Genomic DNA, 13,363 nt, shown 5'->3' with positions numbered 1-13,363 from the left:
CCGCACCGGCAGCATGAGGAAGAAGCAACCATGGCCAGCAACGTGATCGCGGTTTACCCCGGCACTTTCGATCCCATCACCCTCGGTCACGAGGACGTGGTGCGGCGCGCAACCCAGCTCTTCTCCAAGGTGATCGTCGCGGTCGCCGCGGGCCACCACAAGAAGGCGCTGTTCACGCTCTCCGAACGCATGGACATGGCCCGCGATGCCGTGAAGCCCTACAGCGACCAGGTCACCGTCGAGAGCTTCTCGGGCCTGCTGCGCGACTTCGTCGTCGCGCGCGGCGGCAAGGCCATGGTGCGCGGCCTGCGTGCCGTGACCGACTTCGACTACGAGTTCCAGCTCGCCGGCATGAACCGCTCGCTGATGCCCGACGTCGAGACCGTGTTCCTGACGCCCAGCGACAAGTACCAGTTCATCTCCAGCACCTTCGTGCGCGAAATCGCCATGCTCGGCGGTGAAGTCCACAAGTTCGTCTCTCCCAATGTGGGGCAGCAACTGGCGGCCAAGGTCCGCAGCCTCGGCCGTGAATAGGCTCTCCCCCAGGCTGCGTGCACTTCGTGTCGCATCGCCAACCCCCTCGCCGGAGGCAACACCGGTGGCCCGGCAAAGCCGGTTCCACGGTGTTCCGCGAAAAGTCCAGCCTGAACTGCGGGCCGGCGTGAGGTGAGCGACATCCCCTTGCCCCGCCTGCATCTGCTGGGCGATGCAGCGCTGCTGTGCGAACTGCCCGCGCCGGCCACGCTGGTGCAGCAGCAGCGCATCTGGGCGCTGGCCCGGCAGGCGCAGCAATGGCCGGGCGTCGGCGAAACGCTGCCGGGCATGAACAACCTCACGCTCACATTCGACCCGACGGTGATGGATCTCGACACGCTCACCGCGCAGGTCCTCGAAGCCTGGCCCAGGCTGCCGAGCCGTGCCGTCGAAGGCCGGCTGGTCGAGATCCCGGTGGCTTACGGCGGCGAGCACGGGCCGGACCTTGCCGACGTCGCGGCTCACACCGGCCTCACGCCGGCCGAGGTGGTGCGGCGGCACAGCGGCGCCGAGTACGTCGTCTACCTGCTGGGCTTCCTGCCGGGCTTTGCCTTCATGGGTGGGTTGCCGCCCGAACTGGCCACGCCGCGCCGGGCCGAGCCGCGCACCGCCGTGCCCGCGCGCTCGGTCGGCATCGGCGGCGAGCAGACCGGCATCTATCCGCTGGTGTCGCCGGGCGGCTGGCAGCTGATCGGCCGCACCCCGCTGGAGCTGTTCGATCCGGCGGCCGAACCGCCCACCTTGCTGCGCCCTGGCGACCGCGTGCGCTTCGTTGCAGAAAGCGTGCAGGCATGATCGCCGTACGCAAGCCCGGCGTACTTGCCTCGGTGCAGGACCTGGGCCGGCACGGCCATCGCCAGCTGGGCATCTGCCCGGGCGGCGCGCTCGACATGCTGTCGCTCACGCTGGCCAACCGGCTCGTCGGCAATGCCGACGGCGCGGCGGGCCTCGAACTCACGATGGGCGGCTGCGAGCTGCAGTTCGAAGCCGCCACGCGCATCGCCCTCACCGGTGACGGCTTCGGCGCCAGCCTCGACGGCGTGCCGCTGTGGCCCTGCTGGAGCGTGCCGGTCGCGGCCGGCCAGACACTCAGGCTCGCCGGTGCCAACGCGCCCGGCGTCAAGAAGACCGGCCTGCGCAGCTGGCTCGCGGTGGCGGGCGGCATCGACGTGCCCCCGGTCCTCGGCTCGCGCAGCACCGACCTCAAGGCCGGCTTCGGCGGCCTCGAAGGCCGTGCGCTGCGCAAGGGCGACCGGCTCCCGACGGGTGCCTCCTCTCTCGATGCGGCACAACGCGAACGCCGTGCCTTCGGCCTGCGCGGTCCCGACTGGGGCCCCGACGAAGACGACGGTGCCATCGTCCTGCGCGTGCTGCCCGGTCCCGAGTTCGAGCTGTTCACGCCGGCCTCGCGCGAGCTGCTGTGGGGCGAGCGCTGGCGCATCACGCCGCAGAGCAACCGCATGGGCAGTCGGCTCGCGGGTGCCGAACTCAAGCGCAAACACAGCGGCGACATGCTCTCGTCGGGCGTGATTCCCGGCACGATCCAGGTGCCGCCCTCGGGCCAGCCGATCATCCTGATGGGCGATGCGCAGACCACAGGCGGCTATCCGCGCATCGGCGTGGTTATCCGCGCCGACCTCTGGAAGCTCGCGCAGGCGCCGCTCAACGGCCAACTGCGCCTCGTGCAGGTCGACCAGCCGAGGGCGCTGGCTGCATGGGCCGCGCAGCAGCGCTACCTGTCGCAGGTGGCACAGGGTCTGGCCGCTGCAGGCTGGCCGAGCGCGACATAGACTTCGCGGGAAATCGCGAAAAGAGGAAGCCCACCATGCAAATCGACCTCAATGCCGACCTCGGCGAAGGCGCCGGCAACGACGAAGCACTGCTCGCGCTCGTGAGTTCCGCCAACATCGCCTGCGGCTGGCACGCAGGCGACGCGAAGACCATGCAGCAGTGCGTGCGCTGGGCGATGCGCAACGGCGTGGCCATCGGCGCCCACCCCAGTTTTCCCGACCGCGAGAACTTCGGCCGCAGCACCATGCACCTGCCGCCCGACGAGATCGTGGCCAACGTGCTCTACCAGGTGGGCGCGCTGGCGGCCATCGTGAAGGCCGAGGGCGGCAGGCTCTCGCATGTGAAGGCCCACGGCCAGCTCTACAACCAGGCCGTGAAGGAGCCCGAGCTCGCCGAGGCGCTGTGCGAGGCCGTGCGCCGCTTCGATCCATCGCTCAGGTTCTTCGGCCTCGCGGGCAGCAACATGATCGACGCGGCCCGCCGCGCCGGTCTCGTGCCCGTGGAGGAAGTGTTCGCCGACCGTGGCTACATGCCCGACGGCAGCCTCGTGCCGCGCAGCCAGCCCGGCGCGCTGATCGAGAGCGAGGAGCAGTCGATCGCGCAGACGCTCTCGCTGGTGCGCGACCGCCGGGTGACCGCCATCGACGGCAGCATCGTGCCCGTCAATGCGCAGACCGTCTGCCTGCATGGCGACGGCGCCCACGCGCTGGCCTTCGCGAGCCGTATCCGCGAACGGCTGAAGCAGGAAGGCATTGCCGTCCGGGCGCTGGCCTGACGGCCGCGGACGCGAGCGCCAGGCCGTGGCAGCGAAGCCCATCGATGTCCTGCTGACCGGTTTCGATCCGTTCGAGCGGGAAGCCATCAACCCCTCGTGGGAAGCCGTGCGCGTGCTCGACGGCTGGAAGGTCGGCCGCGCGACGGTGCATGCGCGCCAGATGCCCTGCGTGTTCGGCGAGGCCATCGACGCACTCGCCAGCGCGATGGACGAACTCCAGCCGCAGCTGGTGCTGTGCGTCGGCCAGGCCGGCGGGCGCGCAGAGGTGACGCCGGAGCGCATCGCCATCAACATCGACGATGCCCGCGTGGCCGACAACAAGGGCCGCGAACCCGTCGACTCGCCCGTGGTGCCTGGGGCGCCCGCGGCATACTTCTCGACGCTGCCGATCAAGGCCATGGTGCGCGAACTGCGCGCGGCCGGCGTACCGGCCTCGGTGTCGAACAGCGCCGGCACCTTCGTCTGCAACCACATCTTCTACGGCCTGATGCACCGCATCGCAATGCACCCGATGCCGGGGCTGCGCGGCGGCTTCATCCACATTCCGTACCTGCCCGAGCAGGCGGCGCGCTTTCCGGGGGCGCCGAGCATGTCGCTGGAAACGATGATCGCGGCCCTGCGCATCGCCGTGAGCACCGCGCTCGCGGTGAAGCGCGACATCGCCGAAACCGGCGGCCAGTTGCACTGAACCGCCGAGGCGGCTCAGGTGCCCGGGAAGTGCTTCGCCAACCAGCCGTTGAGCGCGGCGTTGACGAACTTGGGCTTTTCCATCGTCAGCATGTGGCCGCAGTCAGGCACCCACGCGACTTGTGCCTGCGGCAGCAGCGCCGCCATCTCGCGCGTGCACTCGGGCGGTGCGAGCCGGTCATCGTCGCCGCACACCAGCAGCACCGGCACGCGCACAGACGCAAGATGCAGCCGCGCATCGGGCCGGCGCATCACCGCGCGGTTCTGGCTGATGAGCTGCTGCGCGCCCGCGCCGAGCACGATGTCGAGATAGCGCTGCACCAGCACCTGATCGGCCGCCTGCGCGGGGTGGAAGGCGAAGTAGACGTTCGGCTCGATCACGTCGCGCACCTCGCCGCGCTCGAAGTATTCGATGGCGCCTGCGCGCAGCCTGGACATGTCGGGCGTCTCGGGCCGCGCGCTGGTGCCGAGCAGCGCGAGCCCCGCGATGCGCCCGGGCGCCTGGCGGGCCGCTTCCATGGCGACCATGCCGCCCATCGAGGCGCCGCACAGCACCAGCGGTCCGTCGTTGTCGCGCAGCACGGCGGCGGCCATGCCCTCGATGGTGTCGTGGTGCCGCTGGGCGTCGCTCACGCGAGCGCCGAAGGAGGGGGGAAGTGCGAGCAACTGGGCTTCCCAGATGCGCTCGTCGCAGGCGAGACCGGGCAGCAGGATGAGATTGGGCATGGAGTGAGATTCTGCGCGAATGCGGTGGAAAATGGACGCCGATGCCAACGCCCAAGCCCGACACCACCACCGACCTGATCCTCATCCGCCATGGCGAAACCGCCTGGAATCGCGAACTGCGCTTCCAGGGGCACGCGGACGTCCCGCTCAACGACATTGGCCATGAACAGGCGCGCCGCATCGGCCTGCGCCTGGCCGGCGAGAGCGCGGTGCAGCACATCATCAGCAGCGACCTGATGCGTGCGCAGCAGACTGCCGCGCCCGCCGCGTCGCAGCTGTCGCTGCCGGTGGTGACCTCGGCGGCGCTGCGCGAGCAGTTCTTCGGCGTGGTCGAAGGCATGCGCTCCGACGAAATCCAGAACCTGCATCCGCGCGCCTGGGAAGAATGGCTGGAGTTCCGCGAGGACCACGCCATGCCCGAGGGCGAGACGGCGCGCGAGTTCCACGCGCGCATCATCGCGGCGCTGGGCGGCATCGCCTCGGAACATCGGGGCCAGCACCTGATCGTCGTCACCCATGGCGGCGTGCTTGACATGGTGTGGCGCACCGCCAGGGGCCTGAGCCTGAGCGGCCCGCGCCGCAGCGACATTCCCAACGCGGGCTTCAACCGCATCCGCATCGCCGATCCGGCCGAGCCCGAGGCGATCGAGATCGTGGAATGGGCCGACACGCGGCACCTGGCCGACCTGCCGCCGCAGCCGACCTACGACCAGACGCGGCACCTGAAGGACAAGGACTGAGGAGAGCCCTCAGCTACAGCTGCCGGCCTTCGGCATGCGCAGCAGCGGCTGGCCAGCGCCCACGCCCGTGGGCTTGCCGTCATCGACGGCGAGCTGGCCGTTCACCAGCACCGTGCTGACGCCCTCCGACAGCAGCGCAGGCTGCGTGTAGGTGGCTTTCGCCGCATAGCGCGCCGGGTCGAACACCACCACGTCCGCGTAGTAGCCAGGGCGCAGGTGCCCGCGCTGCTTCAGCCCCAGCGTGTCGGCCGTGAGCGACGAGCTGCTGCGGATGAACTGCGCCAGCGAGATCGTGCGCTCCTTCACCACGTACTGCTCGTACTTGCGCGCGAAGGTGCCGTAGGCGCGCGGATGGCCCAGCGACGAGTCGGACGAGGTCATGACCCAGGGCCGCTTCATGAAGGCGCGTACGTCGTCGTCGCTCTGGTTGAACGAGGCGATCATCAGGTCGCCGTCGCGCAGCACCGCGATGGCGGCTTCCACTGGATCGGCGTTCGATGCCTTGGCCACGTCGGCCAGCGTCTTGCCCACGTACTTCGTGCTGCCGGCCGAGAACAGGATGGCCTCGGGGCCACCGCGCAGCCGCAGGTTCTCGCGCACGTCCTTGCGCAGGCGCTCCTGCTGCGAGGCGTCGTCGAAGCGCTGCAGCGTCGCCGCACGGCCGCCCTCGTTGGCCCAGGGCGGCAGCAGCGCGGCCGAGAAGCGCGTGCTCGACGCGGTCCACGGATAGTGGTCGGCCGTGATGTCCAGCCCGCCCGCGCGTTCCTTCTCGATGCGCTTGATGATGTCGCCGCTCTGGCCCTGCACGTCGACGCCCAGCGCCTTGATGTGCGCCACATGCACCGGCAGCTTCGCCTCGTGGCCGATGCGGATCGCCTCGTCGATGGAGCCTTTCAGGCCGATGTTGTACATGGACTCGTCGCGGATGTGGCTGTCGTACAGGCCGCCGTGCCGCGCCGCCACCTTCGCGAGCTCGATGACCTCCTCGGTCTTCGAGAAGTTCTGCGGCGTGTAGAAGAGCCCGGTCGAAAGGCCAAGGGCGCCTTCGCACATGCCCTGGCTCACACGCTTCTTCATCGCCTCGAGCTGCTCGGGCGTCGGTGCCCGGTTGGCCTCGCCCAACTCGCTCATGCGCACCGGGCCGAAGCCCACGTACATGGCCACGTTGGTGCCTACCGGCGTGGCACGCAGCTTCTGCGCCTGCGCCGCGATGTCGAAGCCGCCGAAGCCGTCGTTGCCGATCACCGCGGTGGTCACGCCCTGCGTGATGAACGGGATGTTCAGCCGCTTCTTCGGATCGTTCGAGTGCAGGTCGGCATCCGCATGCGTGTGGGCGTCGATGAAGCCCGGCGCCACCACCATGCCCGTGGCATCGATGACGCGCCTGGCCGTGAACTGCGCCGGCGCCGCCTTGCCCGCGAACACGATGCGATCGCCCGCGATGCCGACATCGCCCACCACCGGCGTGTCGGAGTCGCCCGTGTAGACGGTGCCGCCGCGCAGCAGCAGGTCCAGCGCGACGGGCGTTCCGTCGGCGGCATGCAGGGTGGGTGCGAAGGGTGCGAGGGCTGAGAGCGCGGCCAGCGTGACGAGAGACTTGCGCATGGGCGATGGTGCCTTGAAGGCTTCTTGTCGATAGGGAGCGGCCAGTTTAGGAGCCGCCTCCGGGCCATCGCCAATTCCTTTTGCACCATGCCCCATGACCTGAAGGCATGGGCTGCCGGGCAGTGCTCGCAGATGCGCTCAGGCGTGCGTCGCAAGCTGCCCGAGGCCGAGGCGCTCGTACACCGCCGCCGTCTGCCGGCGCAGTCGCAGCGACTCGGGCTGGCCATTGAGCTGCTGCTGCAGGATGCCCTGGGCAGCGGACAGCGAAGCCTCCGTGCCGCTGCGCACCAGCGCATCGAGATACACCTGCTCGAACAGGTCGCGCTGCGCGTGGCTGCCGCCGATCTCGATCATGCGCGGCAGGGCAGTGCCCAGCCCTTCGATGGCTGCCGCGAGATCGCCGCGCGCATGCGCCACCAGCGCGTGCGCGGCCGGTACGCACACGCGCTGCCAGGCGGCGCGCGTCGACACCGGCGCTGCCGGGGCGAAGGCCTCGATGTTGCGCAGCAGTACATCGGCCTCGGGCCTGCCGGCGCGCGCGAGGCCGTAGAGGTATTGCAGGTCGAGGAAGGGCAGCACGTGGTCGGCCTGGCGCTGCCGCAGGTAGCCCGCCACGTCGTTCCAGCGCGCGCCCACGTCGATGCCCGCGAGCTCGAGCCGCGCGAGCAGCGAGACGGCGCCGATCTGGTCCTGCGAGTAGTCCTTGACCACGCCCCAGGCGTGCTCGTCGTACACCGCGAGCGCCTCGGCATCGCGGCCCAGGTCAATCAGGAACAGCGCCACATGCCACCAGTTGTGCGTGAACATGAAGGAGTTGAGCCCGCTCCACGTGTCGCTCACGCCCTGCATGAACGCCAGCCCTTCAGTGAGCCGGCCTTCGGTGAGCATCACGTGCGCCAGCGCATGGTGCGCCCACGGCTCCTTGCGGCACATGGCGATGGCATGGCGGGCGCTGGCCTCGGCCTCGCGCAGCAGGTGGCACTGCTCGTAGCCGAAGGCCGCCATGCCGTGCACGTAGGGCACGTCGGCCGCATGCGGCAGCACCGCCAGCGCGAGCTTAAGCATGCCGGGGCAGTCGCCGGTGTTGAAGCAGTGGTACTGGCCGAGCTTGACCGACACCAGGTCGCGCGGATGCTCGCGGGCCTGCTCGGCGTGCAGCGCGATGGCGCGGGCGATGTCACCGTCGGCCCAGGCTTCGACGGACGCGATGTATCGCTGCTCGCGCGGGGTGGCCCGCGCGGCGCCGGCACGGGCCTTCGCAAGGAACGGGCGGGCATTGGCGACGGCCTCCCGCGACTCGGCGAACAGGTGCAGCGTGGCGCAATAGGCCTGCACGATCGGGCTCGCATCGGCTTCGGCCACGGCGAGCAGGTTGACTGCACGCGCCTCGGTCGAGATGAAGCCCATGACGAAATCGTCGACCAGCGGCAGGCTGGCGGGGTCGCCGAGGGTGAGGGTGTTGCCGAGGCTGTCGGCGAGCGTTTTTCCGGGGGGCATGGCGGCATCGTGCCATGCCCCCGGCGATGCTTCAACGATCCGTCGTCAGACGCCGGCCTGCTGGTGGCGGTACTCCTGCGTCTTGCCGCCGTAGCCGTAGGCCGCGCCGCGTGCATCGATCACGTGGATGTACGACACCTCGTGCAGGTCCGGCCGGATCTTCGCCATGGCCGCATGCACCTCGCGCAGGTAGCGCGCCTTCTCGGCCTTGGTGTTGGTCTCGTCGGTGACGCTGATGTCGAGGTGGAACGCAGACTTGCCGAGCGAGGCCAAAGACTGGCCCCCGATGAACCAGGCGTCGGCGGCGATGTACTGCACGGTGATGGCGATCACAGGCAATTGCTTGCCCAGCACGCTCTGGGTGAGCTCGGCGACGGCGTCGACGGTCTTGCGGGTGAGGTCGGCGTCGGGTTGGCCGGAGAGGTGGACGACGATGTGGGGCATGGCTGGCTCCTTGGATGGATGGGTTGTCGATGGGGTGATTGTGGGAGCCTTCTGGGTCATCGGAAAAGCGGGAAGATATGATGAATTACATCGGATAAACGGATGGATTGACCATGCAGGGATTCGACCTGGAGCAACTGCGCACGCTGGCCGCCGTCGTCGACGCTGGCAGCCTCACGGCGGCCGCGCCGCGCGTCTTCCTCTCGCAGTCGTCAGTGAGCGAGCAGATCCGCAAGTTGGAAGAGCGGGCAGGGCAGTCGCTGCTCACGCGCAGCAAGGCAGGCGTGGCCCCCACCGAGGCGGGTGTGCGGCTGTTGGGCTATGCGCGGCGCATCCTCGCGCTGAGCGACGAAGCATTTCGCGACCTGCATGGCGAGACGCTGCATGGCGAGCTGCGCCTCGCGGTCACCGACTACTTCCGCCCCGGCGACCTGACGCGGCTGCTGGGGCGGCTCGGCGAGAGCTATCCGCAGGTGCGGCTGCACGTCAGCATCCTGAAGAGCGATGCGTTGCGGGCGGCCTATGCGCACGGCGATTTCGACGTGGGCCTTGCGATGAACATCGCGGGGGCTTCCACGCCGCAGGCCCGGGGCGCGGTGCTGCGGCGCGAATCGCTGGTGTGGCTCGGCGCGGAGGGCATGCGGCTCGCGCGCGGGGAGCCGGTGCGGCTGCTGGCCTTGCCCGACACCTGCTCGCTGCATCAGTTCACCGTGGCGCTGCTGCGGCGCCGGCGCGTGCCCTATGCGCTCGCGCACGTCGCGTCGGGTGTCGCGGGCCTGCAGTCCGCGCTGGCCGCGGGGCTGGGCGTTGCCTGCCTCAACGAGTCCTCGATCAGCGACGGCGTGACGCGGCTGGCGGCACCGCACGGTCTGCCGGCCCTGCCGCGTGTCGCTTTCCAGCTCCTGTCGGGGCGCAAGGGCGAAACCGCATTCGTGACCCGGGCGAGGGAGATGCTGGCAACCCACCTGATGTGAAAAATCTCTCCAGGGGTGGCGCGGGATTTGCGTCAGCCCCTGTCATGGATGCGCCACCTCCCACAACTGCGCCGAATCTGCTGCGCCACACCCGCTTCGACGACGCACAGGCCATTTTCTCGGGCACGCTGTTCGTCGCCATCGCGATGATGCTGTTCGGCCAGGCGGGGCTGCTTACAGGCGGCACGGCCGGCGTCGCGTTTCTCCTGCACTACGCCACCGGCCTGAGCTTCGGAAAGCTGTTCTTCCTGGTCAACCTGCCGTTCTACTGGTTCGCCTGGCGCCACATGGGCCGCGCGTTCACGGTCAAGACCTTCTCGGCCATCGCATTGCTCTCGGTGATGACCGACCTGGCGCCGCGCTACCTGTCCATCGACTCCCTGCACCCGGCCTTCGCGGCCGTGCTCGGCGGCCTGCTGCTGGGCACCGGCTGCCTGTTCCTCGCCCGCCACCGCGCCAGTCTGGGCGGCGCGACGGTGCTCACGCTGTACCTGCAGGAAAAGCGTGGCTGGCCCGCGGGCAAAGTGCAGATCGGCATCGACTGCACGGTGGTGCTGCTCGCCCTGTTCGTGATTCCGCCGCAGCGGGTCGGGTGGTCGGTGCTGGCTGCCGTGGTGATGGGGCTTTTTCTCTGGATCAACCACAAGCCGGGGCGGTATGCGGCGACCTGACGCTTCCCGTCAGCGGCCGGGCGGCAACGGCCAGGGCCGCTGCGGTTCGCGGATCTGCTCGAAGGCGCGCGACACGCGCAGCACCCCGAGGTCGTCGAAGCGCTGGCCGGCAATCTGCAGCCCGATCGGCAATCCACTCGCCGAGTACCCGCAGTTCACCGAAGCCGCCGGCTGCTCCGACATGTTGAACGGCACCGTGAACCCGATGTGCTCCAGCGGACGCAGGGGATCGTTCGTGGGTGAGGGCGCTTCGGCTGCCGCGGGCATGTTCGGCGACACGGGCGAAATCACGTAGTCGAAGCGCGCGCATGCAGCCACGGCGGCGACGCGCGTGGCGTGGAACTGGCTGAAGCCGCGGAACACATGCTCGCCGCTGAACTCGGCCGCACTCTCCGCCCATTCGCGGATGTACGGCAGCACCTTCGCGCGCTGGTCGGCGCGCAGGCCCTTCATGTCCACCAGCGAGCGCATGCGCCAGAAGTGGTCCATGCCGTCGAGCATGGCCTGCGACATGAATGGCTGCATCGGCTCGATCACCGCGCCGGCCTTCTCGAGCAGCCGCGCGGCGTTTTCCACCGCTGCCTGGATCTCGGGCTCGACCGCCAGTCCGCAGCCCGCGTCGAGCAGCAGCCCGATGCGCAGGCCGCGCAGATGGTCCGGTGCCACGTCGAAGCCTGCCCAGGCGATGTCCTGCGGCGGCAGGCTCATGCTGTCGCGCGCGTCGGGCCGGGACAGCGCCTGCATCATCAGCGCCGCGTCGCCCACCGTGCGGGTCATCGGCCCAGCGGCGCGGCCCATGTAGGGCGGGTCGATCGGAATGCGCCCCAGGCTCGGTTTCAGCGTGAAGATGCCGCACCAGCTCGCGGGCAGGCGCAGCGACCCGCCGATGTCCGTGCCCAGGTGCAGCGGGCCGTAGCCGGCAGCCGCCGCGGCGCCAGCTCCTGCGCTGGAGCCGCCCGGCGTCAGGCGCAAGTCCCACGGGTTGCGCGCCAGTGTGTGAAAGCTCGACAGCCCCGAGGACAGCATGCCGTAGTCCGGCATGGTGGTCTTGCTCACGATCACCGCACCGGCTTCCTTGAGGCGCGCGGCTGGCGGCGCGTCGGCCGCAGCGGGCTTCGGGTCGACCGCGGCGGTGCCGGCTGGCATCGGGTCGCCGCGCGTGGCGATGTTTTCCTTGATGGTCGCGGGCACGCCATCGAGCGGGCCGAGCGCATCGCCGCGCTGCCAGCGCGCTTCCGAGGCGCGCGCCTGTTCGAGCGCGGCCTCGGGCCGGAACAGCCAGGTGGCCTGCAAGTGCGGCTCCCAGCGTTCCACTTGCGCGATCACGGCCTGCGTGACTTCCACCGGCGAGAGTTCGCGGCTGCGGTAGGCAGCGGCAAGCTCCTGGACGGACAGGTCGCTCAGCCCCACGACAGTGCCGACAGGTCGTTCACGAAGATCGGGTTCTCTTTCCAGATGCCCTTGACGTTCTTCTTCGCGACAGTGGGGAACTGCGGCTGGTACAGGAAGCCGTTGGCCGCGTCGGTGGCAAGCATCTTCTGTGCGTCGCCAAGCAGCTTGTTGCGCTCGGCCGCATTGCCGGTGGACTTGATCTTGTCGAACAGCGCGTTGAAGGCCTTCGACTGGTAGCCCCAGTAGTAGTCCGGCTTGGCATAGTTGCCGAGGTCGAAGGGCTCGACGTGCGAAATGATCGACAGGTCGTAGTCCTTGTTGCCGTAGGTGCCGCTGAGCCACTGCGCCCATTCGACGTTCTGAATCTTCACCACGATGCCGATCTTGGCGAGCTGGGCCACGATCACCTCGCCGCCCTGGCGCGCATAGGGTGGCGGCGGCAGCGTCATCGTCAGTTCGAGCGGCGTCTTCACGCCGGCCTCGGCCAGCAGCTTCTTGGCCTTCTCGACGTCGAAGGGGTTGATGCCCGTGGTGTCGACATAGCCCGCCGCGCCCGGCACGTAGTGGCTGCCGATGGGCACGCCGAAGCCGTCGGCCGCGCCTTCGATCACGGCCTTGCGGTCGATGGCCGCAAGGATGGCGCGGCGCACGCGCACGTCGTCGAGCGGCTTCTTCCTGTTGTTGATCGACAGGATGGTCTTGGCGCGCGAACCCGCCAGGATGACCTGGAACTGCGGGTTCGCCTTGAACTGCGGCACCACGCGCGTGCCGATGCGCGCGAACACGTCGACGTCGCCCGACAGCATGGCGGCGGCCTGCGCGGCCGTGTCGGAGATGAAGCGGAACGTCACCTTGTTGATCTTCGCGGTGGCGGGGCTGCGGAAGCCCTCCCACTTGCTCAGCGTGAGCGACGAGCCCTTGGCCCAGTTGTCCAGCTTGTAGGGGCCGGTGCCGACCGGTTTGCTGGCGTTGGTCTCGGCGCTCTTGGGTTCGACGATCACGGCCGTGGCCTGGCCCAGCACGAAGGGCAGGTCGGGGTCGATCTCCTTGTTGATGACGACGACGGTGTAGTCGTCCACCACCTGCGTCGCGAGGTTGGCGAAGGTGCGCTTGTCCTTGTTGGTGCTCTTCTCGCCGCCGGCGCGGTCGAAGGAGAACTTGACGGCGGCGGCGTTGAAGGGCTCGCCGTTCTGGTACTTCACGCCGCGCCGCAGCTTGAAGGTGTAGGTCTTCAGGTCGGGCGAGACCTCCCAGCTCTCGGCCAGCAGCGGCGTGACGCTGCCGTCGGCGTTGATCTTGGTGAGCGTCTCGAGGATGTTGTAGTGCACGACCTCGGCGATGGCGGCGGCCGCGCCGGTGGTCGGGTCGAGCCCCGGCGGCTCGAGCGCCATGCCGATCACGATGGCGTCCTTCCGGCCCTGCGCCATGCCGGCGAGCGGGGTGGCCAGCGCAACGGTGGCGCCAGCGGTGGTGAGAAGGGTGCGGCGGTTCAACATACGTGTGATCTCCGGATAGACAAGCCAGGTT

14 protein-coding genes are annotated in these 13,363 nt (G+C 69.3%); 8 read left to right on the top strand and 6 right to left on the bottom strand.

Going from position 1 to position 13,363, the window contains the following annotated elements; all coding sequences use genetic code 11:
- Positions 1-30 precede the first annotated feature (30 nt).
- The 5 genes from coaD to pcp all read left to right on the top strand — a co-directional run bounded on the left by coaD (position 31) and on the right by pcp (position 3,788).
- Positions 31-534, top strand: coding sequence for a pantetheine-phosphate adenylyltransferase (gene coaD, locus ACEN9N_RS19770; protein WP_007836315.1), 504 nt, complete (start codon positions 31-33; stop codon positions 532-534).
- Positions 535-681: 147 nt separating this feature from the next.
- Positions 682-1,329: a 5-oxoprolinase subunit PxpB gene (gene pxpB / locus ACEN9N_RS19765; RefSeq protein WP_413314437.1), complete on the top strand. Its 648-nt coding sequence runs from the start codon at positions 682-684 to the stop codon at positions 1,327-1,329.
- Positions 1,326-2,324 carry a 5-oxoprolinase subunit C family protein gene (locus ACEN9N_RS19760; RefSeq protein WP_495654353.1) on the top strand — a complete coding sequence of 333 codons (999 nt, stop codon included), beginning with the start codon at positions 1,326-1,328 and terminating at the stop codon, positions 2,322-2,324. Before pxpB ends, ACEN9N_RS19760 begins: the two co-directional genes overlap by 4 nt.
- Before the next feature lie 35 nt (positions 2,325-2,359).
- Positions 2,360-3,100 (top strand): 5-oxoprolinase subunit PxpA, encoded by a 741-nt coding sequence (pxpA, locus tag ACEN9N_RS19755; RefSeq protein ID WP_495654352.1) that lies wholly within the window; start codon positions 2,360-2,362, stop codon positions 3,098-3,100.
- Between the two features lie 25 nt (positions 3,101-3,125).
- Complete coding sequence (gene pcp / locus ACEN9N_RS19750) at positions 3,126-3,788, top strand: pyroglutamyl-peptidase I (protein WP_007836304.1); 663 nt, start codon at positions 3,126-3,128, stop codon at positions 3,786-3,788.
- A gap of 14 nt (positions 3,789-3,802) precedes the next feature.
- Here pcp and ACEN9N_RS19745 read toward each other — a convergent pair whose 3' ends face one another.
- Positions 3,803-4,513, bottom strand: coding sequence for an alpha/beta fold hydrolase (locus tag ACEN9N_RS19745; RefSeq protein WP_495654351.1), 711 nt, complete (start codon positions 4,511-4,513; stop codon positions 3,803-3,805).
- Between the two features lie 41 nt (positions 4,514-4,554).
- Here ACEN9N_RS19745 and ACEN9N_RS19740 point away from each other — a divergent pair, with 41 nt between their 5' ends.
- Positions 4,555-5,253: a histidine phosphatase family protein gene (locus ACEN9N_RS19740; RefSeq protein WP_413314399.1), complete on the top strand. Its 699-nt coding sequence runs from the start codon at positions 4,555-4,557 to the stop codon at positions 5,251-5,253.
- 9 nt (positions 5,254-5,262) lie between these two features.
- On the opposite strand, the gene ACEN9N_RS19735 is transcribed toward ACEN9N_RS19740, so the two are convergent.
- From ACEN9N_RS19735 to ACEN9N_RS19725, 3 genes are all read right to left on the bottom strand, one after another.
- A complete protein-coding gene (locus ACEN9N_RS19735; RefSeq protein WP_495654350.1) occupies positions 5,263-6,858 on the bottom strand; it encodes an N-acyl-D-amino-acid deacylase family protein in 1,596 nt (531 codons plus the stop codon).
- A gap of 138 nt (positions 6,859-6,996) precedes the next feature.
- Complete coding sequence (locus tag ACEN9N_RS19730; RefSeq protein ID WP_495654349.1) at positions 6,997-8,355, bottom strand: tetratricopeptide repeat protein; 1,359 nt, start codon at positions 8,353-8,355, stop codon at positions 6,997-6,999.
- A gap of 45 nt (positions 8,356-8,400) precedes the next feature.
- Positions 8,401-8,799 carry a tautomerase family protein gene (locus ACEN9N_RS19725; protein ID WP_007836295.1) on the bottom strand — a complete coding sequence of 133 codons (399 nt, stop codon included), beginning with the start codon at positions 8,797-8,799 and terminating at the stop codon, positions 8,401-8,403.
- 113 nt (positions 8,800-8,912) lie between these two features.
- Here ACEN9N_RS19725 and ACEN9N_RS19720 point away from each other — a divergent pair, with 113 nt between their 5' ends.
- Together ACEN9N_RS19720 and ACEN9N_RS19715 are read left to right on the top strand one after the other, a co-directional pair.
- Positions 8,913-9,773: a LysR family transcriptional regulator gene (locus ACEN9N_RS19720; RefSeq protein WP_495654348.1), complete on the top strand. Its 861-nt coding sequence runs from the start codon at positions 8,913-8,915 to the stop codon at positions 9,771-9,773.
- A 44-nt stretch (positions 9,774-9,817) separates the two neighbouring features.
- Positions 9,818-10,444, top strand: coding sequence for a YitT family protein (locus ACEN9N_RS19715; protein ID WP_007836291.1), 627 nt, complete (start codon positions 9,818-9,820; stop codon positions 10,442-10,444).
- A 9-nt stretch (positions 10,445-10,453) separates the two neighbouring features.
- On the opposite strand, the gene ACEN9N_RS19710 is transcribed toward ACEN9N_RS19715, so the two are convergent.
- Positions 10,454-11,854: an amidase gene (locus ACEN9N_RS19710; protein ID WP_495654347.1), complete on the bottom strand. Its 1,401-nt coding sequence runs from the start codon at positions 11,852-11,854 to the stop codon at positions 10,454-10,456.
- Entirely contained in the window at positions 11,845-13,332 is a 1,488-nt protein-coding gene (locus ACEN9N_RS19705) for an ABC transporter substrate-binding protein (protein WP_413314405.1), read from the bottom strand. Before ACEN9N_RS19705 ends, ACEN9N_RS19710 begins: the two co-directional genes overlap by 10 nt.
- Between the last annotated feature and the right edge of the window lie 31 nt (positions 13,333-13,363).

Source organism: Variovorax sp. Varisp46 (genome assembly GCF_059491885.1).
The sequence above is the reverse complement of the archived record's forward strand: the minus strand, read 5'-3'. Positions and strand labels throughout refer to the sequence as shown.

Bases quoted from the DNA above. Each gene is read 5' to 3' on its own strand.
- coaD (WP_007836315.1), top strand. From the start codon at position 31: ATGGCCAGCAACGTGATCGCGGTTTACCCCGGCACTTTCGATCCCATC.
- ACEN9N_RS19760 (WP_495654353.1), top strand. From the start codon at position 1,326: ATGATCGCCGTACGCAAGCCCGGCGTACTTGCCTCGGTGCAGGACCTG.
- pxpA (WP_495654352.1), top strand. From the start codon at position 2,360: ATGCAAATCGACCTCAATGCCGACCTCGGCGAAGGCGCCGGCAACGAC.
- ACEN9N_RS19745 (WP_495654351.1), bottom strand. From the start codon at position 4,513: ATGCCCAATCTCATCCTGCTGCCCGGTCTCGCCTGCGACGAGCGCATC.
- ACEN9N_RS19740 (WP_413314399.1), top strand. From the start codon at position 4,555: ATGCCAACGCCCAAGCCCGACACCACCACCGACCTGATCCTCATCCGC.
- ACEN9N_RS19735 (WP_495654350.1), bottom strand. From the start codon at position 6,858: ATGCGCAAGTCTCTCGTCACGCTGGCCGCGCTCTCAGCCCTCGCACCC.
- ACEN9N_RS19730 (WP_495654349.1), bottom strand. From the start codon at position 8,355: ATGCCCCCCGGAAAAACGCTCGCCGACAGCCTCGGCAACACCCTCACC.
- ACEN9N_RS19725 (WP_007836295.1), bottom strand. From the start codon at position 8,799: ATGCCCCACATCGTCGTCCACCTCTCCGGCCAACCCGACGCCGACCTC.
- ACEN9N_RS19720 (WP_495654348.1), top strand. From the start codon at position 8,913: ATGCAGGGATTCGACCTGGAGCAACTGCGCACGCTGGCCGCCGTCGTC.
- ACEN9N_RS19715 (WP_007836291.1), top strand. From the start codon at position 9,818: ATGGATGCGCCACCTCCCACAACTGCGCCGAATCTGCTGCGCCACACC.
- ACEN9N_RS19705 (WP_413314405.1), bottom strand. From the start codon at position 13,332: ATGTTGAACCGCCGCACCCTTCTCACCACCGCTGGCGCCACCGTTGCG.